This window comes from Bradyrhizobium sp. 1200_D9_N1_1 (genome assembly GCF_052075915.1).
In the GTDB taxonomy this organism is placed as follows: domain Bacteria; phylum Pseudomonadota; class Alphaproteobacteria; order Rhizobiales; family Xanthobacteraceae; genus Bradyrhizobium; species Bradyrhizobium diazoefficiens.
Genome location: NZ_CP197226.1, coordinates 3,568,797 through 3,591,736, shown reverse-complemented (window position 1 = coordinate 3,591,736; position 22,940 = coordinate 3,568,797). Strand labels below are relative to the sequence as shown.

At 64.5% G+C, this 22,940-nt stretch carries 18 protein-coding genes; 6 read left to right on the top strand and 12 right to left on the bottom strand.

Translation table 11 applies throughout. The annotated features are described in order from the left end of the window. Window positions 1-14: 14 nt before the first annotated feature. The 5 genes from AB5K84_RS17120 to fliL all read right to left on the bottom strand — a co-directional run bounded on the left by AB5K84_RS17120 (window position 15) and on the right by fliL (window position 3,825). Window positions 15-215: a hypothetical protein gene (locus AB5K84_RS17120; RefSeq protein ID WP_162603637.1), complete on the bottom strand. Its 201-nt coding sequence runs from the start codon at window positions 213-215 to the stop codon at window positions 15-17. Window positions 216-877: 662 nt separating this feature from the next. Beyond that, window positions 878-1,639 carry a MotE family protein gene (locus tag AB5K84_RS17115; RefSeq protein WP_011088566.1) on the bottom strand — a complete coding sequence of 254 codons (762 nt, stop codon included), beginning with the start codon at window positions 1,637-1,639 and terminating at the stop codon, window positions 878-880. A gap of 10 nt (window positions 1,640-1,649) precedes the next feature. After that, window positions 1,650-2,096, bottom strand: coding sequence for a DUF6468 domain-containing protein (locus AB5K84_RS17110; protein ID WP_110116575.1), 447 nt, complete (start codon window positions 2,094-2,096; stop codon window positions 1,650-1,652). After that, window positions 2,093-3,295, bottom strand: coding sequence for a flagellar motor switch protein FliM (fliM, locus tag AB5K84_RS17105; protein WP_011088568.1), 1,203 nt, complete (start codon window positions 3,293-3,295; stop codon window positions 2,093-2,095). Before fliM ends, AB5K84_RS17110 begins: the two co-directional genes overlap by 4 nt. Before the next feature lie 29 nt (window positions 3,296-3,324). Then, window positions 3,325-3,825, bottom strand: coding sequence for a flagellar basal body-associated protein FliL (gene fliL, locus AB5K84_RS17100; RefSeq protein ID WP_110116576.1), 501 nt, complete (start codon window positions 3,823-3,825; stop codon window positions 3,325-3,327). Window positions 3,826-4,210: 385 nt separating this feature from the next. Here fliL and flgF point away from each other — a divergent pair, with 385 nt between their 5' ends. From flgF to flgH, 4 genes are read left to right on the top strand one after another with little or no spacing between them, the layout of a single operon-like run. Beyond that, entirely contained in the window at window positions 4,211-4,972 is a 762-nt protein-coding gene (gene flgF, locus AB5K84_RS17095; RefSeq protein WP_011088570.1) for a flagellar basal-body rod protein FlgF, read from the top strand. Between the two features lie 16 nt (window positions 4,973-4,988). Beyond that, the gene (gene flgG, locus AB5K84_RS17090; RefSeq protein WP_011088571.1) at window positions 4,989-5,777 is read left to right on the top strand and encodes a flagellar basal-body rod protein FlgG; all 789 of its coding nucleotides are present in this window, start codon (window positions 4,989-4,991) and stop codon (window positions 5,775-5,777) included. A 10-nt stretch (window positions 5,778-5,787) separates the two neighbouring features. Continuing rightward, window positions 5,788-6,930, top strand: a complete 1,143-nt coding sequence (gene flgA, locus AB5K84_RS17085; protein ID WP_162603638.1) for a flagellar basal body P-ring formation chaperone FlgA — start codon at window positions 5,788-5,790, stop codon at window positions 6,928-6,930. Window positions 6,931-6,933: 3 nt separating this feature from the next. After that, window positions 6,934-7,698 carry a flagellar basal body L-ring protein FlgH gene (gene flgH, locus AB5K84_RS17080; RefSeq protein ID WP_011088573.1) on the top strand — a complete coding sequence of 255 codons (765 nt, stop codon included), beginning with the start codon at window positions 6,934-6,936 and terminating at the stop codon, window positions 7,696-7,698. Window positions 7,699-7,973: 275 nt separating this feature from the next. On the opposite strand, the gene AB5K84_RS17075 is transcribed toward flgH, so the two are convergent. Both AB5K84_RS17075 and AB5K84_RS17070 read right to left on the bottom strand, forming a co-directional pair. Next, window positions 7,974-8,753, bottom strand: coding sequence for a 2-keto-4-pentenoate hydratase (locus AB5K84_RS17075; protein ID WP_110116578.1), 780 nt, complete (start codon window positions 8,751-8,753; stop codon window positions 7,974-7,976). 108 nt (window positions 8,754-8,861) lie between these two features. After that, a complete protein-coding gene (locus AB5K84_RS17070; RefSeq protein WP_110116579.1) occupies window positions 8,862-9,890 on the bottom strand; it encodes an SDR family oxidoreductase in 1,029 nt (342 codons plus the stop codon). A gap of 96 nt (window positions 9,891-9,986) precedes the next feature. Here AB5K84_RS17070 and AB5K84_RS17065 point away from each other — a divergent pair, with 96 nt between their 5' ends. Further along, the gene (locus AB5K84_RS17065; protein WP_028173287.1) at window positions 9,987-10,385 is read left to right on the top strand and encodes a winged helix-turn-helix transcriptional regulator; all 399 of its coding nucleotides are present in this window, start codon (window positions 9,987-9,989) and stop codon (window positions 10,383-10,385) included. Between the two features lie 489 nt (window positions 10,386-10,874). Here the strand turns inward: AB5K84_RS17065 and AB5K84_RS17060 are convergent, their stop codons facing one another. From AB5K84_RS17060 to AB5K84_RS17050, 3 genes are all read right to left on the bottom strand, one after another. Continuing rightward, a complete protein-coding gene (locus AB5K84_RS17060) occupies window positions 10,875-13,280 on the bottom strand; it encodes a cytochrome c3 family protein (protein ID WP_441232552.1) in 2,406 nt (801 codons plus the stop codon). A 75-nt stretch (window positions 13,281-13,355) separates the two neighbouring features. Beyond that, window positions 13,356-13,625 (bottom strand): hypothetical protein, encoded by a 270-nt coding sequence (locus AB5K84_RS17055; protein ID WP_110117331.1) that lies wholly within the window; start codon window positions 13,623-13,625, stop codon window positions 13,356-13,358. 374 nt (window positions 13,626-13,999) lie between these two features. After that, window positions 14,000-16,681, bottom strand: coding sequence for an arylsulfatase (locus AB5K84_RS17050; RefSeq protein ID WP_441232551.1), 2,682 nt, complete (start codon window positions 16,679-16,681; stop codon window positions 14,000-14,002). Window positions 16,682-17,087: 406 nt separating this feature from the next. Between AB5K84_RS17050 and AB5K84_RS17045 the strand changes: the two genes are divergently transcribed. Further along, window positions 17,088-18,137, top strand: coding sequence for a SphA family protein (locus tag AB5K84_RS17045; RefSeq protein ID WP_110459789.1), 1,050 nt, complete (start codon window positions 17,088-17,090; stop codon window positions 18,135-18,137). A gap of 75 nt (window positions 18,138-18,212) precedes the next feature. Here the strand turns inward: AB5K84_RS17045 and AB5K84_RS17040 are convergent, their stop codons facing one another. Together AB5K84_RS17040 and AB5K84_RS17035 are read right to left on the bottom strand one after the other, a co-directional pair. Next, window positions 18,213-20,516, bottom strand: a complete 2,304-nt coding sequence (locus tag AB5K84_RS17040) for a helix-turn-helix domain-containing protein (protein ID WP_441232550.1) — start codon at window positions 20,514-20,516, stop codon at window positions 18,213-18,215. A 41-nt stretch (window positions 20,517-20,557) separates the two neighbouring features. After that, on the bottom strand, window positions 20,558-21,625 hold the full coding sequence (locus AB5K84_RS17035; protein WP_441232549.1) for an ATP-binding protein: 1,068 nt from the start codon (window positions 21,623-21,625) through the stop codon (window positions 20,558-20,560). Window positions 21,626-22,940 lie beyond the last annotated feature (1,315 nt).

The following is a 22,940-nucleotide window of genomic DNA, read 5'->3' as shown; positions in this document are numbered from 1 at the left end:
AGGCGACCGTCTCTTCAGTGTTGCGGTCCCGCGCAATCCGGCGCGGAGGAGTTCTCTCGCTTGAGACCAGCGTCATCTTCAGCGTCGCCATCTTCCCCCTGCGGCGGCCATGCATGCTGATGGTCTAGCGCGGATGTCCAGGCGAACGTCATCGCCGCGATGAGCAGCCGATTGACGGCTTCGATTGCGCGTTCTGCTACGGACGAGTAGTTCATAGCTTCCTCCCGCGCTGCGGATTGCGAATGGCGGGAGCCTAGGACGAACTCTGCGGCGCCACTGTACTCCACTTCACATTTGTACGCGTCAACTCATCGCAGCCTCAGAAGATGCCTCTTGCTTCGGCTGCATCCGCAACGCGAGTCGACGTGCCTCGTGCGGCAAGGACGTCAAACTCGCGGCGATCACCCCACTCCCCGGCGCATTTGATCTGCGTGCTCGGTTGCCGAACAGGCGCGCACAACCTCAGGGGTGTTGCGGTCCATCAACGACTCTGAATCAGATGTGATCATTGCGATGCGAATTCGATTGGTCAACTTTTTGGGGGAGCAATCAATGAGCGAAGAAGCCAACTGCATTGTATGTAGCCAGGCAAGAGCGGTCGTAGCCGTCTTTCCAATCGCGCGGGGTTATGCACTGAAGGTATACGAGTGCTCCTGCTGCCACAGCACCCTTCATCTCGTGACTCGAATGACGAAGGCTGCGCTGATCAAGCAGCACTGCGAGACCCTCCTTCCCGTCGAGAAACCGCTGAGCTCGGCAGGTCGCAGGGTTCAGCAGCGGTTCGCGAGCTAGACACGCAAGGCGTCTAGCCGCGTGCAGGCCGAACGACCGCGCGATTGCGCGCAGGTTGCCGTAACGCGCCGCGGCTCTCGAGCCCTCAATTCGGCTTTTGCGTCGGCTTGCCGTCGATCTTGGGCAGGTCGCCGGCCGAGGCGGATTGATCGCCGCCGCCATTAGCCCGGCGGGCCATTTCGACGGTCAGCCGCTCGGCGGCCTCCGGTGACATCAGCCCCAGGATGTCCGACATCTTTCGCGGCGCGATGGCCGAGGCGATCTCGATCAGCACGCCCATCTCGAGGCGGTCGAACACCCGCGCGGCGTCCTTCGGCTTCATGCCCTCATACATGGTGACGAGGCCCTTCATGCGCTGGGCTTCGGCGGCCTTCTGCTCGGCCTGGGTCGCCGAGATGCGGGATTCCACCGCCTTCATCTCCTCGACCTTGTTCTCGATGCGCTTCTCGGCCGATTTCAGCAGGCTCTCGCGGATGTCGATCTCGCGCTGGCGGGCCTCGATCTCCTGGCGGCGCGACTGCAACCGCTCCAGGATCGCGCGCTCCGAGGCCGAGACCTGCGGCTGGGCTTCCTCCACCTTGACCACGGTGCCTTCGGCCTTGGTCTCGGGCGCGGCCGGCTTCGGCGCCTCCTTCGGCGCGCCATGGGTCGAGCCGGTGATGTCGGGGTCTTCCCGTCCCGTCGGAAAGTTCAGATTCTCCTGCGCCCAGGACTTTTTGGCCTGGTTTGGCTGGTAGTCGAAGACATAGCCGCCATTTATCACGAGGCCCGCGACCTTGAGCGTGGCGAGACCTGCGACGGCAACCAGGACGACCGGTATGACGCGGATGTTGCGAAAGGACTTCATACCCCTGACTTCATGCGGCAAGGCCGTTGGATCGTCGGCGCTCGGAGAAGGCTTCGGCCGCAGCCGCCACCGCCTTCGCCGACGAGGGCTTGGCCACCGGCACGGCAACCGGTTCCGGGTTGGTCACGGGGCGCGCGGCGATCGCGATCTTGGACAGGCGCCGCACCACGTTGTCGGCTTCGCCCAGCTGCTTGTAGAGCTGGTCCGACATCTGGGTCGCCGCCGCGAGCTGGCTGCCGAGGTTCTCGTTGACGTCGCGCACGGCGAGCTTCAGCCCGCCGATCGCGCGCTCGGCGATCTCGGTCGCGGTGATCAGCTCGGCGATGACCGCCTTCAGCGAATGCTCGTCCGCCTTCAGCCGCGTCAGCCGCTTGTTCAGCAGGATGCAGTAGCCGATCGTGAGCATCAGCAAGATAGCCACCAGCGTCTCGATCGCCATTCCAAGGGAGTGGTTCATGGGGCCTCCATCATCTTGTTCTGCTCGTCCACCTTCTCGAACATCGCAAGTGTCGTACTTGGCTTGCGCAGGGGTTTCGTCACCCTGATCGCGACGCGGTCGCCGACCCGGCCCATGCGTCCTTCGGTGATTGTGACGTCGCCGCAGCGCACGGTGACGTTGGCATCCGCGCGCATGTCCAGCGGCAGCGTGTCGCCGACCTTCAGCCGCATCAGCTGCTTGAGCGGGATGTCGGCCTCGTAGAGCACGGCATCGACGGAGATCTCGGCCTGGCCGATCTCGGTGGCGAAATGGCCTTCCCAGACCGGGTCGCGGCCGAACTTTTCACCCATGAACATCTGGAGCAGGACGCCCCGGATCGGTTCGATGGTCGCGTAAGGCAGCAAGAGCTCGATATTGCCGCCGCGGTCTTCCATGTCGATGCGCAGGCGCACCAGGATCGCGGCGTTGGCGGGACGGCTGATCGCGGCGAAGCGCGGGTTGGTCTCGAGCCGGTCGATCGTGAAGGTCACCGGCGACAGCGGGCGGAACGCCTGCTCGGCGTCGGCCAGCACCACCTCGACAAGCCGCTTGACCAGCTCGGTCTCGATCGTGGTGTAGGGCCGGCCCTCGATGCGGAGCTGGCTGGTGCCGCGGCGGCCGCCGAGCAGCACGTCGATCATCGAGTAGATCAGGTTGGAATCGACCGTCGCCATGCCGAAATTGTCCCACTCCTCGGCCTTGAACACCGAGAGCACGGCCGGCAGCGGGATCGAGTTCATGTAGTCGCCGAAGCGCACCGAGGTGATGCGGTCGAGCGAGACTTCGACGTTGTCGGAGGTGAAATTGCGCAAAGACGTCGTCAACAGCCGCACCAGGCGGTCGAAGACGATTTCGAGCATCGGCAGACGCTCGTAGGAGACCATCGCCGAATCGATGATCGCGCGAATGCCGGAATGGTCGTCGAGCGTGACGTCGCCGACGGTGAAGCCGAGGAGGTTGTCGATCTCCTCCTGCGACAGCACCCGCTCGCCGGAGTTCTTGCCGGAGCCGAGGTCGCGGCTGCCGTCCTCGACCATGGCCGCCCATTGCAGGGCCATGGTCTCGGAGAGTTCGTTTTCGGCAGCGGCCTTCGCGGCCTCCGCGGGATCCTCGGAATCGAGCGAAGCCTCCCATTGGGCGGCAATCGCATCCTGGTCCATCTGCTCGTTGCCGGCCATGACGCTAGCCCACTACCTTCCCTGAGCCGTCACTGGATCACGACTTCCTTGAACAGCACCGCGCTGACCTGGACCGGCGCGACCGCCGCGTTGACACGCTTGGTCAGCTCTTCCTTGAGGCGGAAGATGCCGGCGGAGCCGTTGAGGTCGGAGGAGCGCAGCTCGCGCACATAGGTCTGGAAGATGTCGGTGACGCGCGGCATCGCCGGCTTGATCGCCTCGATCTGCTTTTCTTCCTTCAGCTCCAGCACGATCTTCAGCTTCAGATATTGCACGCGCTCGCCCGGAGCGCCGGCGAGGTTGACCATCATGTCGGGCACCTCGACGAAGGCCGGCGGCTTCGGCGGGGGCGCCGCCTCGGCATGGTGCTCGTCGTCGCTGTGGCGGAAGAAGAAGAACCAGGTCGCCGCGCCGCCGCCGAGGACGGCGAGCAGACCGACGGCCATGATGATGAGCTTGAGCTTGTTCTTCGGGGGAGCGGCTTCCGCGCCTTCGGCGGCTGCGCCGCCTTCCGCTTCATTCTCTGCCATGGTCGCCCGGCTCGCTCATCTCTTATAGGAATCGAAAGAGCGAAGCCCCCTGGCAGACAATGACGCGATACAAATGCCCCAGCGCAATGCGCTCCTCTTGCACGCAAACGCTACGGTAATAATGGTTAACGGAACCTTTCGATTGGGCCGCCACTAGGAAAAATCTGCCGGGCAAACATGGCTAACAGAACCTTTCTGCCGCCCTCCCGCGCCCTCGAAAAATCAGCAAGACATTGATATTTAACAATTTTCCGCGTTGGCACGGCTTTCGCTGAGAAAGAGCCGAGACCCGGGGGTTTGGGAGAACCTGACGGTCTCGTTCACGGGGTCCGCCAACGCGCTTGGGAGAGCGAGGAGGCAGATCTCACTCAGGGGAGATATTCCGATGCAGAACGCGCTTCTGATCGGCTTGTCACGGCAGATGACGTTGGAACGGCAGATGGATGTCATCGCCAACAACGTCGCCAATGCCAACACCAACGGCTTCAAGGCCGACCATTCGCTGTTCGAGGAGTTTCTCAACTCGAACGCGCGTGAGGACAATTTCGTCGGTTCCGACCGCCGGGTCTCCTATGTGCAGGACCGCGGCACCTTCCGCGACGTCGGCCAGGGGCCGATGGAGGCGACCAACAACCCGCTCGACATGGCGATCAACGGCAACGCCTTTTTCGCCGTGCAGGCCAATGGCGCCGAGCGTTACACCCGCGACGGCAAGTTCACGCTCAGCAGCACTGGCCAGCTCGTCACCTCCGACGGCAACCTCGTGCTCGGCACCGCCGGCCCGATCACCTTCCAGCCGACCGACCACGACATCAATATCGCCCCCGACGGCACCGTCACGGTGCTCGAGGGCACGGCCAAGACCGACTCGATCCGCGGCAAGATCCGCATGGTGACCTTCGACGATCCGGCCAAGCTCACCAAGCTCGGCGCCAACCTCTACAGCGCCGGCTCGGCCAACCAGCAGGTCGACACCAAGTCCACCGTGCAACAGGGCTACATCGAGAAGTCGAACGTCAACTCGGTCGGCGAGATGAGCCGCATGGTCGAAGTCATGCGCAGCTACACCGCCATCGCCAATCTGCTCCAGCAGCAGAGCGACCTCCACAAATCGGCGATCGAGAAGCTCGCCGACGTTCCGGCCTGATTAGGGGATCACTGACATGCAAGCGCTCCACACCGCTGCGACCGGAATGGCGGCCCAGGAACTCAACGTCCAGGTCATCTCCAACAACATCGCGAACCTGCGCACCACCGGCTTCAAGAAGCAGACCGCAGCGTTCCAGGACCTGATCTACGAGCACGTCCGCCGCGTCGGCGCGCAGGCCTCGGACCAGGGCACCATCGTGCCTGTCGGCGTCGACATCGGCGGCGGCGTCAAGACCGTCGGCACGCCGCGCAGCATGACGCAGGGCACGCTGTCGCAGACCGGCAACGACCTCGACCTCGCGATCTCGGGCGAAGGCTTCTTCAAGATCCTGATGCCGGACGGCACCTTCCAGTACACCCGCGACGGCACCTTCCAGATGGACAACCAGGGCCGCGTCGTCACCGCGCAGGGCAACCCGGTGCAACCGACCATCACCATCCCGAACAACGCCTCCGGCCTCACCGTCAACGAGCAGGGCCAGGTCTCGGTGACGCTGCCGGGTTCCTCGACGTCGGCCGTTCAGGGCCAGCTCGGCCTGACCCGCTTCATCAACAAGGCGGGCCTCCAGCCCGTCGGCAACAATCAGTTCACCGAGACGCCCTCTTCCGGCCCGCCGCAGGACGGCACCGCGAACACCGAAGGCTACGGCAAGATCACGCAGGGCAGCCTGGAGCAGGCCAATGTCGACGTCGTCTCGGAGATGAGCGACCTGATCGCCGCGCAGCGCGCCTACGAGATGAACGCCAAGGTCATCAGCGCCGCCGACCAGATGATGCAATCGACCACGGCGCTGTTCCGCTGAGGCAATGACGATGATCCGCACCACCCTCGCCACGATCTCCGCTCTCCTGCTGCTGGCACTGCCGGCGCAGGCCGCCGACGACGTCATCGCGGCGCCGACGCTGCGCGCGAGCGTCACCGTGACCTCCGACGTGGTGCGGGTCGGCGATCTCATCGACAATGCCGGCTCGGCCGCGCTGATCCCGGTCTACCGCTCGCCCGATCTCGGCACCACCGGCGCGCTGCCGGTCGCGCATGTCCTGTCGGTGTTGCGCGCAAAGCAGGTGATCGGCGTGATGACCGGCGACATCAGGGAAGTCCAGGTCACCCGCCTCGCCCGCACCCTCGCCAACAAGGACCTCGAAAACGCGGTGGCTTCCGCGCTCGAGCGCCGCTTCGGCCTTGGCGATGCCGCCAACATCACCGTCACCTTCGACCGCGGCGTCGCCGACATGCGGCTGGACGCCTCCAACACCGGCGCGCTCCAGCCGGTCGCGACGCGTTACGACGCCCGCGGCGGCCGTTTCGACATCGCCTTCGAGATCAACAACGACAACAATCCGGCGCCGACCAAGCTGCGCTTCACCGGCACCGCGATCGAGACCGTGGAAGTGGCCGTGCTGACGCGCGACATCGACCGCGCCGACCTCCTGAAATCCTCCGACGTCACGCTGGAGCGCCGGCCCAAGGCCGAGGTCACCGGCGAGGCCGCCTCGCGCGACCGCACCATCGGCATGCAGCTGCGCCGGCCGATGCGGGCGGGCACGCCGATCCGCGTCGCGGACATCGTCAAGCCCGACTTCGTGCAGCGCGACCAGAACGTCACCATCATCTACCAGGTGCCCGGCCTCTACCTCACCACGCGCGGCAAGGCGATCGAGAGCGGCGCCGAGGGCGACACCGTCAGCGTGCTCAACCTGCAATCCAAGCGCACGCTGACCGGCGTCGTCACCGGCCGCGGCCAGATCACGGTCCAGGGCGCGAGCCAGTCGCCGCCGATGGCGCCTGCAGTCGAGCGGACCTCCTCGCTCAAGCGTGACGAGGTGCCTGCCCCTGCGGCTGCGGCCGCAGCGCTCGCCCAAAGCCTGATCCAGGCCCCCACGTCTCCGGCCCAGATCGCACAAGCCCAGATCCCGCAAGCCCGCGTCTCGCAAGCTCCAGCCAAGTCAGAGTAAGTCATGTCCCCGTTCAGTTCGGCTTTCCGTCCTCGTCGCATCGCGATCTCTGCCCTGCTGCTGGCCATTGGCGCGCTGGCAAGCGGCTGCTCCTCGATCGACCGCCTGTCGCAGATCGGCGAGCAACCGAAACTGTCCGCGATCGACAATCCGACGGCGCAGCCCGGCTACAAGCCGGTGCAGATGCCGATGCCGAAGCCGGAAGTCGCCTCCTACAATCCGAACTCGCTGTGGCGCAGCGGCAGCCGCGCCTTCTTCAAGGACCAGCGCGCTCACCAGATCGGCGACCTGCTCACCGTGACCGTGAACATCACCGACAAGGCCAACATCGCCAACGAAACCCAGCGCAGCCGCACCGCCAAGGAAGATTCGGGAATTACCGACTTTATCGGCAGCCAGACGGTCACGCAGCCGCTCAAGGTCCTGCCCGGCCGCCTTCTCACCACCGACTCGACATCCTCCGCCGACGGCAAGGGTTCGGTCAATCGCCAGGAAGCGTTGCAGACCAACGTCGCCGCGGTGGTCACGCAGGTGCTGCCGAACGGCAACCTCGTGGTCGAAGGCAAGCAGGAGATCCGGGTCAACTACGAGATCCGCGAGCTCGTGGTCGCCGGCATCGTCCGCCCCGAAGACATCCAGAGCGACAACACCATCGACTCCAGCAAGATCGCGCAGGCCCGCATCGCCTATGGCGGCCGCGGCCAGATCATGGACGTGCAGCAGCCGCGCTACGGCCAGCAGGTCATGGACGTGCTGCTGCCCTTCTAAGCCTCTTTAGGAGCTCCCACATCGTGTTCGCGAACCTAGGCGCGAACGACGATGTACTACGCGGCCCTCGCTAGCTCCCCTGGCGAGGGCCGCATGTATTTTGCGATGGTGCGCCACGCTCAACCAGGCCGGTCGTACAATGATAGCGACGCAGTTGCCCCAAACTCCGTCATTGCGAGCGTAGCGAAGCAATCCAGAAATGCGCCCGCGGAAGGATTCTGGATTGCTTCGTCGCAAGAGCTCCTCGCAATGACGGAGAAGCGCGGTTGCGCCCCTCACTTGAACTCCGCCTCCACCACGCCCAGCCCGTCCAGCTCCATCCGCACCTTGTCGCCGGCCTTCAGCCACAGCGTCTTCACCAGGCTCCCGGTGAGCACGAGCTGCCCCGCGTGAAGACCCTTGCCCTCGGCGGCGAGATGGTTGGCGAGCCAGGCGAGCGCGTTGTGGGGGTGGCCGAGCACGTCGGCGCCGGTGCCGTTGCCGACCTCCTCGCCGTTGACGATGGCGCGGCCTTTGACCGCCTTCAGGTCCGGCACCGACGAGCGCGGAACCGACGGCCCCAGCACGCAGCCGGCGGCGAAGAAATCGTCGGCGATCAGCGTCGGCGCGCCCATCGTCTCCCACTTCACATAGCGGTCGTCGACGATCTCGATCGCGGGATGATAGGCGTCGACGGCCTCGCCGACCCATTCGGCCGTGAACGGCGCCTCGCCGGCGGCAAGGTCACGCTGGAGCCGCACCGCGATCTCGCATTCGACGCCGACCCGGACATATTTGGAAGCCGCGAGCTTCACCCCGCTATCGTGCACGCCCTTCTGGAACACGCCGCCGGCGCAGGGATGCGGGATGCCGATATAGTCCTGCATCACCTGGCTGGTGCAGCCGATCTTGTAGCCGACGAGCGGCCCGGCATGCGGCAGCAGGAGATCATGCAGCGCACGCTGGACCTGGTAGCCCTCGGCCTCGTCGGCTGGCGGAACCTCGAGCGCCGCAAGCGGCGCATGGTTGCGGCGCGCCAGCGCGATCGCCTTTGCGGCTTCGAGAATGTTGTCCATCGGCGCCGCCTCCCACGCTACGCATTCGAGGGCGGCACTTCAGCATCCCCGCTGCGGCCTGACAAGCGCGGCCCAAAGGACGGTCCTAAGGTCGGCCAAACAGCGGCTTCATGCCCTGACCAGGCCAAGCCGGATCAGGCTCTCGGCCGTCGCGAGGATCGCCTCATCGTTGGAACGCGGCTGCCAGCCGAGCAGCGACCGTGCCTTGGCGCTGGTGGAATGCCGCACCCTTCCGAGCATCGGCACGACCGCACGCAGCAGCGGAATCCGGTTGGCGGCCAGGCGCACCAGCCAGTCCGGCGCCTGGAGCCGTGGAACCCGGCGTGCCCTCGGTCCGAGTTCCCGCCGCAGCACCCTGGCGATATCGAGGATCGACATCGCCTCGCCGGAGACCGCGATGAAGCGCTCGCCTTTCGCCTCAGGCGCGGTCATCGCCCGCAGATGCAGGTCGGCCACGTCGCGCACGTCAACCACGCCGAAATAGACCCGCGGCACCGCCGGCATGGCGCCGTCGAGCAGCGATTTGACGATCTCGATCGAGCCGGAGAAGTCCGGCCCCAGCACGGGACCGAAAATGCCGGCGGGGTTCACGACCGAGAGCTCGAGCCCACCGCCTTCGCGCGCCACGAAATCCCAGGCCGCCCGCTCGGCCAGCGTCTTGGATTTGATGTAAGCCTGCACGTCGGCACCTCCGAGATTGGTCCAGTCGGTCTCGTCGAACGGTTTTTCCCGCGGCTTGTGGCCATACCCGATCGCACCCAGCGACGAGGTGATCACCACGCGCCTGACGCCGGCCTCGCGCGCGGCCCGCAGCACCCGCAGCGTGCCGTCGCGCGCCGGGATGATCATCTCGTCCTCATCCTTAGGAAGACTGGTCGAGAGCGGCGAGGCAACATGGAGAACGTAGTCGCAGCCCGCGACGGCCTCACGCCACCCCTCGTCCCGGACGAGGTCGGCGGTGAAGAAGGACAGGCTCTCGGGCGATGCCGCCCCGCCCTCGCGCAGCATGGCCAGCACGTCGGCCTGCCGCTCCGGCCGGCGCACCGTCGTCCGCACCGTGTGGCCGGCGGCCAGAAGTTGCAGGACGACGTGGATGCCGACGAAACCCGACCCGCCCGTGACCAGAACAATGCTCATTGCCAAATTCCCCTCGTTGCACGGACCGGCGAATTGGTTCCATCAAGGCCCTGCTCAAGGCGGCATCTGGTCACTATGTGCTTGCGAACAAGTAGAATGGATTTCGAGACCGGTATGGAAAACCTGACCAGTGCCTGCGACGGCGACTGCGATTGCAGCCCCGACCCTGCCCTGCTCGCCGACTTCAAGCGGGCCATCCACGCGCTCGGCGGCAAGTGGAAGCTGGAGATCCTGTTCGCGCTGATGAACGGCGCGGTCCGTTTCGGCGCATTACGGCGATCGATCGGCGGCATCACCCAGCACATGCTGACCACGCAGCTGCGCGAGCTCGAGCAGGACGGACTGGTGTCGCGAACCGTCTTCGCGGAGAAGCCCTTGAGGGTCGAGTACGAGCTGACGGATGCGGCCTACGGCCTGTTGCCGGCGTTTAAGGAAATATTGAGCTGGTCCAGGCTTTATGGGGCCGCGCGCCTCGTGGCGTCGCACCAGGCCTGATTGCAGCGATGCTTGATGCAGCTGGATCGGTGTCTCAGCGTTCGAGTCGATCCCGTTGATGCGACTCGCAAAATCTCCCGCACCTGAAGTGAAGGCTGTTTCTCATCCGAACTCACGTGAGCTCGGAGGATGTGACTCTAGCTCATTGATCGCGATTCATTTTTCGCGATTGCGGTCGCGCGTTGAAGCGCGACGGCAAGCGACGGGCAATATCCTGACCGCGGCGCGAAATGGCGCCTTGCGTCCATATGCCTCCACATTAACACCGAGTCTCCTAAACCATTGAACTTGCTTGATGTCGCCACAAGTGAACGAGCCGGCTTTGACTCTAGGAACAGGACGATCAGCAGCTTCGGACGATAAGATCGAGTCGCCCGGTGCAACCCATTGAAATCCTTACTTCCGGAGGGCTGGCTTGCGGAGACGCGCATTTCCCCATGTGCACCATTTCGATACCCGGGAGCGCGCCTACGTGCACGATCAGGGAACCTAGCGCTTTAGTTCCCCGATTAAGGCGGCCAGGCGTGCATCGTTGGGCACCAGCTGCGCCAGCCGCTCGGCATATTGGAGCGCGGCCGCCTTGTCCCCCTTCTCTCGGCTGAACGAAATCCCTGCCGAGAGCAGATCGAGATTGTTGGGATGGGTACGGAGGCTCTCTTTCAGGACCGCCAGGGCATCGTCCCGACGACCGGCGGAATGGAGCCCGACTGCGTAGACATAGGCGTAGCGGGCCTGCTGGGGATCAAGGACGGCCGCCTGCCGCAATTCATCGAGCGCCGCTTCATTGCGTTTCTGGCGCACCAGCGCTAGGCCGAGCGCGTGATGGAGCGCAGCGTCCTGCGCCGATGCCACTACAGCCCCACGCAGGACCTGCTCGCCGTCATTGTCCCGTCCGAGCTCTCGGTATAGGTCGGACAGGTTGATGGCGGCGCCGGCGAACGAAGGATCGAGCCGGAGCGCGGCCCGAAACTCGATCTCCGCCTGGCCCACATTAGCCTGGCGCGCGAAGAAGCTGCCGAGGGCGGTCCGCGCATCCGGCCGATCGGCGTTCAGCCTCTGCGCGGCCACGAACTCGGCCGCAGCCCGCGCGAATTTGTCCCGATCGGCCGCCGGCTGGCGAGCCGGAGGCACGGCCGCGAGCAGCTCGGCAGCGCGGATGCGCACGCCACGAACCGGATCGCCAAGTTGGGACGAGGCGAGCGGCCAAAGTTGATCGATCGCCGCTCCTTCCAATCCATCGAGCGCTCCGAGCCTCACGACCGGATCCGGATCGGAAAGGCCGCGGCGGATCAAACCGAGATCGGGCGCCTGGAGCTCGGCCAGCGCACTGGCGCGGACGAAGCCCGGTGCGTCGCCCGATCTGGCGATCGCCGCCAGCAGTGCTTGTCCGTCGGCGGCTTCGCTCCAGGCCGCATGGAATGCGGGCGCATAGGTCTGATAGCCCTGTCGCTGCGGTCCGAACCAGGTTTCGACCTGCTGCGCGGCCCATGCGGAGGACCGGTCGCGGTGGCAATCGTTGCACGCATTCGGGGTCCCTAGCTGCACCGACAGGTCCGGGCGGGGGATGCGGAATCCATGGTCGTGGCGGCGGTCGACGACCATGTAGCGGCGCTCCGGCATGTGACAGGCGGCGCAGCTTGGCGGCGGCGAGACATCGGCGTGGTGCCGGTGGGTGGGCGATTCATACCGGGCGGGTGCGTGGCACTGCGCGCAGACGACATCGCCGGGCGCCTTCAAGGATGCACTGTGCGGGTCGTGGCAATCGCTGCAGGTCACGCCCTTGGCGAACATCTTGCTCTGCTTGAACGGGGCGTAGTTATAGGTCTCCTCATCGTCGAGCATCTGGCCGTCGGCATGGAAGCGCTGCCGGTCGAGCAACGAGACCCGGTGAGTTTCTGAGAGCGGCCGTCCTGGCGTCCAGCCTTCCGAAAGCTGGCCGCGGCGCGCATGGCAGCGTCCGCAGGTCTCGACCTCCTTGCGCAGCGCCGGCGCGGGCACGCTACGTACCGGACTCGATGTCCCGGTGTCAGCCGACCAGGTGATGCCCGTGCGCTCATCGAACCTGACGAGGAGGCCGTTGTCGCCCTCGCGGGCTGCGGACTTCCGGTGCGCCCAGGCAACATGCCGCGACCCAGCGCCGTGGCAAGCCTCGCAGCCGACGCGGATCTCCGAGAACGTGGTCGCGAAGCTGTTCTTGTCCGGATCATAGTTCTTGTGCACGTCGGTCGAGTGGCACTCGGCGCACATGAAATTCCAGTTCTGGTTCAGCTTCGTCCAGTGCAGGGGATCGGCACGCGTGACGGCGCCCTCGGGATAAAGATGAAACCAGCGCTGGCCGCCCTGCTCTTTTGGCCGAGTATCCCAGGCAATCGACAGGGCCTGGATCCGACCGTCTGGAAACTCGATCAGATATTGCTGCAGCGGGTCGATGCCGAGCGTGTACTTCGCTTCGAAGACGGCGAGCTTGCCGTCGGCCCCGTCGGTCTCGACGAGGAATTTGTCGTCCTTACGAAAGAAGCGCGAGCGTGTGCCTGCGTAGTCGATGGTCGCATCGTTGAAGTCGCCGCGCACGGTCTGTGCGGTCGCATGATCCATGGCGTGGCGGTGCTGGGAGCCTTGCCAAAGCTTCGCTTCCGTCGCGTGGCAGCCGCTACAGGTCTGGCTGCCGACGAAGCTCGGCGCCGCCGCCGCGTGCGGCTCGATCGGAGAATCCGGTCGCGCGAAAAAGTAGAGCGCGCCGGCAGCCACAAGAGCCAACAGGCCGAAACCGATCGCCGGTCCGAGGCCGCGCTTCCGTGAGACGGGTTGAGGCCGTTGCGGCGCCTCGGGCGACAACGCCCGCTTCGCGCTCGCCTGGATCCGACGCTTGCGGTTCTTTCCGAAGCCTTTTGCCACGTCCGCCTGCCGATTCGAGTGCCTTACCTTGCATGCGCGGTCTTGGTCGGGAAAGAAGTTTGACGTGCCGTCGCATTATCGAATCGGCTCGACCTTGGCCGCCATGTCCGGCGCGCGGCTGATCCTGTAGGTCGCGTTGCTGCACTTGAGCACCCAAACCCCGTGATCGGGCTTTGATCGTCGCCGGTCGACGGTTGTACTGAGCGCCTTGTCACAGACGAAGCCTTGCGAGCGGATCTGTACCGCGAGCATGGACTGCAAGGTTTCCTGAACGGTCTCGGCACGGGAAGTCGTCGATCCAACCATCGTGCCTGCCAGCACCAGCAAACTGAGTGTCTTGTACATGTCGCTTTCCAATATCACGAGGGACCTGCAGTCGTGCAGGAACAACCGTCAAGCTCTAGTTCAACCGCTAAATCGAGAAGTCCTCGCCGTCTCCCAGTCTCTCATTCCACGCCATGAGCGACCGAGGAGGAAGAAGAATATCGCGTGCAGCGCGACCGCCGGCCACAGCAGTATGCCCGTCAACTGGCCCCGATGCCAACATAAGCAAGGTAGATCGCCGCCAGCACGTTGTAGAGCAGCAGCGCACGATTGGATGACGCAAGGCTGCTCGCAGTGGCCGATGGCCAGGTAGCGAGCGTCAATCCTAGTAAAGCAAATCATGTGAAGTCTATTATGCCGCGGGACCGCCCGAGGCGGCCCCGCGGCATACGGCATCACTGCTTGACGCATTCCTGGACGAACTTGATACGCTCCACCATGCCGAGATCCTTCGCCTCTGCCTGCTTGCGGCAGCCTTCGCGCTTGTCGATCCGCAACTGGATCTTGTCGACGAGGCTCAGGCCGACGGTGCCGACTTGCGGCTCGGCGGAGGCCGTCTTGCCGGGATCGACCGAAGGGCCATCGCCAGCCGCGCGCGCGGCCTCCTGCAACCGCTTGACGTCGTCCGGGCTCAGCTTCGGCCGGTCGATGTCCAGCGTGAGCTTGTTGAGCTTGCCGGTAAAGGCGAACGGCGTCTGATAGTCGTTGTCGTCAACCGGGGTGCCGGTGTCGGAGCCGATGTCGAACGCCTCGTCCCATTGCAGGATGAAAGGAAGCGTATGCTCCATCTTTTCCGTCGCCACGACGTTCCCGTCGACCTTCAGCGTTCCCGTGCCGCCCTGTCCGATGCCGGTGTAGTTCCCGAACACCATGGTGCCCGCACCGAGACCATCATACTTGAATGCGAACTCGATCACGTGCTTGCCGGGCGTCAGTTCGGCGCCCTCCCAGCGCACTCGCTTGAGATCGACTAGGTTCCAGGTGAAGACGGGCTTGTTCTTCAGGACATAGAATCCGTAGCCGCCGAAACGGCCGCCCTGGGTCACCAGCATACCCTCGGCGCCGCCCTCGGGAATCTCCACGTCGGCCTTGAAGACATAGGACGCGTTGAGCAGGCTAGGCGCATCGCCGTTCGGCAATCCGGTCATCGGACGCGACCAGGCAAAGCTGGTGCGGCCGGCACTGAGGCTCGGGCGCGGCGTGATCATACGAGTCGCTACCGACGAGTCGAGCGGCAGCACCTGGTATTTGTCCGCCTCCTTCCAGAACAGTGCCTGAAGCTCCTTCAGCTTGTCCGGATATTTGGCCGCGACGTCGTCATACTGCGTCCAGTCGTTGCGCAGATCGTACAGCTCCCAGGGATAGTCGCCGGGAGCCGGCAGCTTGGCAACAGTCACCCACGGCGGCCGCAAGACCTTGGTGCTGGCGATCCAGCCGTCGTTGTAGATGGCGCGATCGGCGAACATCTCGAAGTATTGCGTCGTGTGCGTCGTCGGCGCGTTCGTGTTCTTGGCATCGAACGTGTACATCATGCTGACACCCTCGATCGGGCTTTGCTTGATGCCGTCGACGATGTCCGGCTGCTTGATCTGCGCGGCCTCAAGAATGGTCGGCACGATGTCGATGACGTGATGGAATTGGGCGCGGATGCCGCCCTTGTCCTTGATGACGTCAGGCCAGGAGATTGCCATCCCCTGGCGCGTGCCACCGAAGTGCGAGACGATCTGCTTGGTCCATGAGAACGGCGTGTCGAATGCCCAGGCCCAGCCGATCGACATGTGGTTGTAGGTGCGGTCGGTGCCCCAGACGTCGTAGAAATATTTGAGCTGATCTTCGACCGATGGAGTAATTTGGTTGAACATCGCCACTTCGTTCGGCGTGCCGGTCGGCTGGCCCTCCGCGCTGGTGCCGTTGTCGCCCTCGATGTAGATGACCAGGGTGTTGTCGAGCTTGCCGAGGTCATCGATCGACTGGATCACCCGGCCGATCTCGTCGTCAGCATAGGCGACGAAGGCGGCGAACACGTCCGCCTGGCGGATGAACAGCTTCTTCTCGTCAGCCGAAAGCTGGTCCCATTCCTTGATCAGGTCTTTCGGCCATGGGGTCATCTTCGCATTCTGCGGAATGACGCCGAGTCGCTTCTGGTTCTCGAAGATCGTGTCGCGCAGCTTGTTCCAGCCCTGGTCGAACAGATGCAGGTCGCTGATCTTCTTGACCCACTCCTTGGTCGGATGGTGCGGGGCATGCGTCGCGCCGGGCGCGAACTTGATGAAGAACGGCGTATCGGGCGCCAGCGCATTCATGCGGTTGACGTAGTCAATCGCTTCATCGGCCATCGCCGTCATCAGGTTCCAGCCGGGCTTGCCGACATAGGGATGGATCGGCGTCGTGTTGCGGACGAGGTTGCCGGGCTCCCATTGATTGGTGTCGCCGCCCATGAAGCCGTAGAAATATTCAAAGCCCATGCCGGTCGGCCATTGGTCGAACGGGCCGGCCTGGCTCGACTGATATTCGGGCGTGTTGTGGTTCTTGCCGAACCAGGCCGTGTGATAGCCGTTGTCGGTCAGGATGCGGCCGATCGTGGCCTTGTCCTTGGTGATGATGCTGTCATAGCCGGGATAGCCGGTGGCCTGCTCGGCGATCACACCGTAGCCGACCGAGTGATGATTGCGTCCCGTGATCAGCGCCGCGCGCGTCGGCGAACACAGCGCCGTCGAATGGAAGTTGGTGTAGCGCAACCCGTTCTGCGCGATGCGGTCGAGCGCCGGCGTTGGTATCACCCCGCCGAACGTGCTTGGCACGCCATAGCCGGCATCGTCGGTGATGATTAGCAGGACGTTCGGTGCGCCTTTCGGCGGCACCACACGCGACGGCCAATAGGGTTTTGAGTCCTTGGCATCGCGTTCGATCTTGCCGCCGAACTTTTGAGGCGGCGGCGGAAGCTGATCGCCGGGAATGGTGATGGTTGCGGCCGGCGAGCCCGGCGCAGGCGTGGTCGTTTGCGTTTGCTGTCCGATTGCGGGCGCTGACAAAGCTGACGTCAGGATCAGCACGGCAAAGGTCTTGCGAAAATTCATTGCAAAATTCCTCCGTGAGGCGTGCACGCGAGAGCTGCCATTTGAAGCGCAGCGAAGTTCGCGGGCGTTGATTCAAATCAAGAAGGCCACGGCGATCTGTTCGCTTGCAGGCCGGTGGATGCGCAAGCGTGACGAGGTTCATCTGCTTTCTTGTGCAAGGGAGTGGGTCGAGTGGCCGAGGGCGCCATCGTCGCTTCTTGTGCGGCAGGCAAGATCGACGAAACCGGGTGCGAAGATACCGCCGCCCGCAAACGTTAGTGTCCTTTCAGTTACACTACGGTATGAACCGTCGCGGCTACCACGATTGAGGTATGGCACCGCGCGACGCACTTGTTAGGTTGCGGCCCATTCTGTGCTCAATCTCGATGTTGGGCTGCTTCGTGGATCACCGGGGGGCACCATGAGAATGACGAAAGCCTTTGTCGCCATCGCGTTTGCCGCCATTGCGTCTGCGCCGACAATCGCCTCGGCCGACGAAGGCGGCGTCAGCTTCTGGTTGCCTGGATTCTTCGGCAGCCTCGCGGCCGCCCCCGCCCAGGCGCCGGGCTGGTCGGTGACCTCGATCTATTGGCACGATTCGGTTTCCGCCGGTGGCGACGTGGCGCGCGCACGCGAGATCGAAATCGGTCGCATCCCTGCGAACGTGACCGCCAACGTCAGCGCCAATCTCAATGCCAAACTGAATCTCGGCCTTTTAGTCGGGACGTACACCTTTGCGACCCCGGTGCTGGGCGCCCAGGCGTCGGCCAGCCTGATGGGAATCTACGGCTCCAATTCCACGTCGCTGGCGGGATCGCTCACCGGGACGGTGACGGGACCTGGCGGCGGCACATTCCCGTTCTCGCGCTTCGACAGCATCGACAGCTCGCTCACGGCGTTCGGAGATTTGTACCCGACGTTCATGCTGAAATGGAACGCCGGGGTGAACAACTTCATGACCTATGTCACCGGGGACATCCCGGCCGGAGCCTATCAATCGACCCGCCTCGCCAACATCGGCATCGGGCACGGCGCGATCGACGCCGGCGGCGGCTACACGTATTTCAACCCGCAGACGGGACATGAATTGTCTGCGGTGCTCGGATTCACCTACAATTTTAAGAATACCGACACGCAATATCAGAATGGCGTCGACATGCACCTCGACTGGGGCGCGTCGCAATTCCTGACCAAGCAGTGGCAGGTCGGCATGGTGGGCTACCTCTATCAGCAGATCGGCTGCGACAGCGGCTCCGGCGATCGTGTCGGCTGCTTCCGGTCGCGGGTGGCCGGCGTCGGCCCGCAGGTCGGTTACATTTTCCCGGTCGGAGACATGCAGGGATACCTGAATCTCAAGGCCTACGGCGAATTCGCCAATGAAAATCGGCCCGCGGGCTGGAACCTGTGGCTGACGTTCAATCTGTCGCCCGCGGCGGCAACCCCGACCACGACGCCGAAGCGGATGATCACGAAGTAATTGCGGCAAGGGTTCGTTCTTGAAGCGAACGTCGGGTCTTCCGCAAAGTGTCAGCAGACGGAACGTAGGATCCGCTCATCGTCTCACCAGCCGGCGGGTTTCCGGATCGCGAGCGAAGCCTAGCTCACGAATGAACTGGGAAAAGCAGGTATAGGCGACCTTGATCTTCTCTCGCTCCATGAAGTCCTTGTGCAGCGCGTACGTGCTGCGGGCGGAATCTTCCTCGATCAACTCAGTGATGCTCTCGGCGTGCGGATCCAGTTTTCCCGCAGGCTTGATCCGGCCGGAGGCTTCGAACGCCTTCATCCATTTCGCGACGGTCGTGGGGTTCACGCCCATGCGCTGGGCGACGTGGTGCGGGGTCAATCCGCTTCTGACCCCGGCGATCGCCTGTTCCTTGTCCTGCAGCGAGATCCTGTGCTTCTGCCGAGGCTGTATGACGACCTCTTCAAGAGGTTTCGGCTGCAGGTGGAGCACGGATTCGAATTGGAGGCGGTCGTAAACTTTGGCGCTCTTGCCTCTCAAGGTGGCGACCGGCTGGACCCCGACGGTCTTGAGCCACCGGTTCAACTGCGCGCCCTGACCGAAGACGCTGCGCCGGATCATCTCGGGGCCGAAGACGTATCGGCTTGCCACCTGCTCGACTTCCGCGCGGGAGAACATGGCGAAGTGCCCTTCTCTCTTCGTCAGGAATCCTTGTTTGCCCAGAAGCCAGACGATGGTCTCGTCGACGCCGAGAAGCTGGGCCGCTTGGTCGCGGGTCAGCCACGATTCCTTGCCGCCGGGATCGGTCGGCCCGCCGACGCGTTCGAGGAAGCGACCGAGCTCGGCCTTGTCGACGGTGACGGCGTATCGCCAGTCGCGACCGAACGGCTTTTTGGAATAGATCCGTAACGCGCCCGTCGTGATTCCTTCGACGATGTCCGCCCAGGGTGCTGCGCGCCCGGATCTGCGGACGGCGACGATGAGCTTGACCCGCCGTCCGCTTTCGCCGTCTGGCTGCGCCCGCTCGCGGATCGCGATCAGGAGGGCCTTCGCCGAGGTCTCCCGATAATACCTGCGCCCGCGGAGCATCGCGGCCACTCCTCCTTCGGCGGGCTCGATCAGCGCACGCCTGGCGAGCTCCTCGATCGCGACGTCGGGAATGCGCAGGAAGGCCCTCACCCCCCGGACGAGGACGCAGTCCTTGTATGCCGCCGCAAGGGGCGCGACCTCGGCGATCTTCATGAGGACCGGCGACAGTTCGCCGCCGGCGCGGCGGACCTCGACGGCGCCGCTCTCGGACAGGCGACCGAGCGCATGTTTCGAGAGGCCGAGCTCGGATGAGAGCGCGTCCATGGTCAGCCAGGCTCCGGCCGGCACGTCCGCCAGGCGCGGCACGCTGCGGCGGACGAAGCCGTCGTCCCGGGTGCGGGCGAGGTCGCGGGCGATGGCGTCATTGGCGAAGCTCCGGACGGCGGGGCTGAGATGCCGGTCAAGCGGCATGGCGGCCAAGGGCCCGAGCTCCTTGTAGAGCCCGTGCGAAGCCGTCCTCTCGTCGGCGGAAAGGCGCATCCTGGCGGTCAGGGCGGCAAATCCGTCCTCCCCGCCGATCAGGGCCCGCCCGGCTGCCCCGAGCATGTCCGGGGTGATGGCGGCGAAATCAGGCGCGCGCAGCGGCCGGCCTGCGTCGGTCATCTTGGTGGACGCTTCGGGGCGCAGCGCGCTGGCCATGCACATGGCGGCCTCGAACAGGTCGCCGTTGGTCGCGCCGGCGAGCTCGGCGGGGACGAGGCCCATGACTGCCCGGCGGCGCTCCGGATCCGGATGCACCAGGTTTGCGACGAACAGGACCGCCTCCGGATCCGCGATATGAAGAAGCGGCTGCGGATGGTCGCGCAGGTCGGTCGAGGGATAGCCGTCGGCATCGGTGCAGTGGTCGCACTTCGTGGGCCCTCGCATGAAGACCCATCCGAACCGGCGTCCGCACACCGGGCAGGTTTCGAGCAGCGGCTCGTTGTTCTCGGGGTCGAAGCCGAAGGCGCGTATTTCCCAGCGGGCCTGGTGGACAGGCCGCACGGCCAGGGCGCGAGGGGAGACGCGGCGGTAGCGGGATTCCCAATATTGGGAGCGGATCGTGGTGCCGAAGAACTCCATCGTGGCCGAGCTGCCGTGGTCGCGCCGGTACCACCGTTGCCTCACCTCCTCCGGATCGAGCTTGAACAGGGCAGCGATGCCTGCGACCGCTTCCTCGGTGAGCTTCGATGCGTTCGGCGTCGCATTGGGATCCGGATGGAAGCCGGCCATCCGGAATGCGTGCCGCACGTTCCGGATCATCGTGTTCTGGAGCGCCCTGTCCATGTAGCCGAGCAGGCTTTCGTCGGCGAAGATCGCCGGCATCTTGGCGACGAACGGCCGGACGGCGGGGTCCCTGGACATGGTCAGGCGGCCGCCGGCTTCGACATCTCGCGGATGATCTCCAGCGTCGTCGGGCGGGGGTTGGAGACGAACGGATCGAAGATTTCGATCGGCTCGCCGTTCTCGTCGACCTGCTCGCGCTTCCAGGCCCAGAACGCCTGTTTGATGTCGTCCCAAGAGATGACGCGGCGTCCGTCGCGCTGCGAGATGCGCAAAGCGCCCATCAGGATGCGGCTGACGATCCCGGAGATGCCTTGCGACATGTCGTAGACCATTGCCCGACTGCGGACGTCGTCGATCAGCCCGATGGGTTCGTCGATGATTCCGTCCCTCACCATCTGCCGGTCGATGCGTCCGACGAACTTGTAGAAGTAGTGGTAGTGGTCGGGACGGCGGAGATCGACCGGTTCGAGCGAGACGCCCCCGAACTTGCGGTTGTTGAGCTCGCCGCTCATTTCGAAGAACAGTTCGGCGTCGGACGTGCCCATCACGACGATGGCGAACAAGCCGTCGTTGACGAGCGATTTGAAGTGCGATGCGATGGTCTCCGCCCACTCGCGCTTGTTCTTCGTGCCCAGCGGAGTATGGGCTTCGTCGAGCACCACGACGTAGGTGCCGGCCGCGCGGGCGACCTTGCGGATCGACCTCGTCACGATGTCCTGTTCGTAGCGGTCGGCGAACTGACGGGCGAGCACTTCCTTCGCCTGCGGATCGCCGAACGCTTCGAGGATCAGGGCCTGCAGCGCCTTCATGGTCCTGGTATTGGACCTGCATTTGACGACGAGCACCGGCGTGCCGGGATAATCCCGCTTGAGGTTCTGCGCCACGCGCAGGATGGACGTCGTCTTGGTCGATCCGCTCGGGCCGATGATCGGCATGACCAGCAGTTCGTCGTAGTTGAAAGTCTGTCCGGGCGCGGGATCGGCATCGTCCGATGAGAGGTCGTCCGCCATCAACGCCTTGGTTTCCGCGACGAGTTCGCGGATGTACCGTTCGATCATGTCGAGACGGCTGTTTTCGACCACCATCCGCTTCAGCTTGGCCCTGAGTGCGGCCTGTTCGGCGAACCGGCCGCGATCCTCCTGTTTCATGGTCGTTCACTCCTCGTCGAGATACTTGTCGATGTCTTCGCGACTCGCCCGCTCCCCCGCGGCCGGCTCCTTCGTCCGGGGCGCGGGCTTCGGAGCGGCGGCCTTGCGCGCGCGTTCCTTCGCGTGCTCGACGGCCTGCTCGGCGCGTTCTTCGGTGGCGTCCTGTGCCTTCTCGCGCAGCTTGCGGGCGGCCTTCGCCTGGCCCTTTGTTCCGGCGCCGCGCCCCTTGGGCTGGAAGTATTCTTCCTCCTCGCGTTCATAGGCAGCGACCTGCTGCGGGATCGGGGTGGCGCGCTCCATGCCGCTCGGCGTCGACGGCGCGGTGGCGAACACCACCTGCGAGGCCTCCACCGCCAGCGGGGGCGACTTCACCGTCACCAACTGGTCGAACGGAGCCTGCTGCTGAGCGAGTCCGCGGATCGCGTCCTTCGATTCCCGCAGCGGCAGCAGCCCCGCGATCTTTTCCCACTTCGCGCGCAGCTTGTTGCGCGCGACCCACTTCTCCTCGTCGGTCCGGAAGCGGAGGCTGTTCTTCTTCGCGTATTCCCGGATCTGCTCTGCGTGCCAGAAGGAGAGCGGGATCGGGAGCTCGCGGCGCGGGTCGCGCTGAGCGCCGTCGATCTTGACGCCATAGACGAACTTGCGGTCGCGATTTGGCAAGGTCTCCCAGCGCGGCGGCTTCTCCGCATCGTTCCAGATCCGGACGCAGGATGCATTGAGGTCGTCGAATCTGATCTTGGCCCAGCAACGGGCGCTGCCGACGCGGGAATGCGACTGGTCGCGCCGCTTGGCACGCGCGGACATTGGGCCGAGAATCCGGCTGACGACGGCCGCGTCGAGGAAGGTTTGATGACGAAACCTGACGCCTTTACGCGTGAGACGCACCGTCGCGGTCCTTCCGAGCAGAGCGTCCAGACTGTGGTTGTCCGAGATGATGCGACGCGTCTTGAGCAAGCGTTTCCATGCGGAAGCTGGCGTCTCGCCGAGCGTCGAGTGCTCTTCGAGATGATACGTCTGGATCGCTTCGTGGATAAGCTCGTCGAGCATCCCCAATGAGATGGTCGCCTCCTTCCGCGGTTCGTGATCGACGAGGCGCGCCTCGCTCGGACCGAACGGGACGGCGCCGGGGATCTTGTGGAATAATTTCTGGTTCAAGGTTTTGAAAAACCTTTCGCCGATAGCCTTATAGGTGGGCCGCCGGACCGGCGACCAGATCGGCTCGATGCCGATGTCGCGCAGCGAATCCTGGAACGAAGGGCTTTTGAATTCCCACGCGCTGTCGACGAGCAAGATTCCGGGGAGACCCCAGCCGTCC

Excerpts from the sequence above, each read along its gene's own strand:
- fliL (WP_110116576.1), bottom strand. The coding sequence starts at position 3,825 with ATGGCAGAGAATGAAGCGGAAGGCGGCGCAGCCGCCGAAGGCGCGGAA.
- AB5K84_RS17050 (WP_441232551.1), bottom strand. The coding sequence starts at position 16,681 with ATGAATTTTCGCAAGACCTTTGCCGTGCTGATCCTGACGTCAGCTTTG.
- AB5K84_RS17075 (WP_110116578.1), bottom strand. The coding sequence starts at position 8,753 with ATGGACAACATTCTCGAAGCCGCAAAGGCGATCGCGCTGGCGCGCCGC.
- flgH (WP_011088573.1), top strand. The coding sequence starts at position 6,934 with ATGTCCCCGTTCAGTTCGGCTTTCCGTCCTCGTCGCATCGCGATCTCT.
- AB5K84_RS17115 (WP_011088566.1), bottom strand. The coding sequence starts at position 1,639 with ATGAAGTCCTTTCGCAACATCCGCGTCATACCGGTCGTCCTGGTTGCC.
- flgF (WP_011088570.1), top strand. The coding sequence starts at position 4,211 with ATGCAGAACGCGCTTCTGATCGGCTTGTCACGGCAGATGACGTTGGAA.
- flgA (WP_162603638.1), top strand. The coding sequence starts at position 5,788 with ATGATCCGCACCACCCTCGCCACGATCTCCGCTCTCCTGCTGCTGGCA.
- AB5K84_RS17040 (WP_441232550.1), bottom strand. The coding sequence starts at position 20,516 with ATGCCGGCGATCTTCGCCGACGAAAGCCTGCTCGGCTACATGGACAGG.
- flgG (WP_011088571.1), top strand. The coding sequence starts at position 4,989 with ATGCAAGCGCTCCACACCGCTGCGACCGGAATGGCGGCCCAGGAACTC.
- AB5K84_RS17055 (WP_110117331.1), bottom strand. The coding sequence starts at position 13,625 with ATGTACAAGACACTCAGTTTGCTGGTGCTGGCAGGCACGATGGTTGGA.
- AB5K84_RS17065 (WP_028173287.1), top strand. The coding sequence starts at position 9,987 with ATGGATTTCGAGACCGGTATGGAAAACCTGACCAGTGCCTGCGACGGC.
- AB5K84_RS17035 (WP_441232549.1), bottom strand. The coding sequence starts at position 21,625 with ATGAAACAGGAGGATCGCGGCCGGTTCGCCGAACAGGCCGCACTCAGG.
- AB5K84_RS17120 (WP_162603637.1), bottom strand. The coding sequence starts at position 215 with ATGAACTACTCGTCCGTAGCAGAACGCGCAATCGAAGCCGTCAATCGG.
- AB5K84_RS17070 (WP_110116579.1), bottom strand. The coding sequence starts at position 9,890 with ATGAGCATTGTTCTGGTCACGGGCGGGTCGGGTTTCGTCGGCATCCAC.
- AB5K84_RS17045 (WP_110459789.1), top strand. The coding sequence starts at position 17,088 with ATGACGAAAGCCTTTGTCGCCATCGCGTTTGCCGCCATTGCGTCTGCG.
- AB5K84_RS17110 (WP_110116575.1), bottom strand. The coding sequence starts at position 2,096 with ATGAACCACTCCCTTGGAATGGCGATCGAGACGCTGGTGGCTATCTTG.
- fliM (WP_011088568.1), bottom strand. The coding sequence starts at position 3,295 with ATGGCCGGCAACGAGCAGATGGACCAGGATGCGATTGCCGCCCAATGG.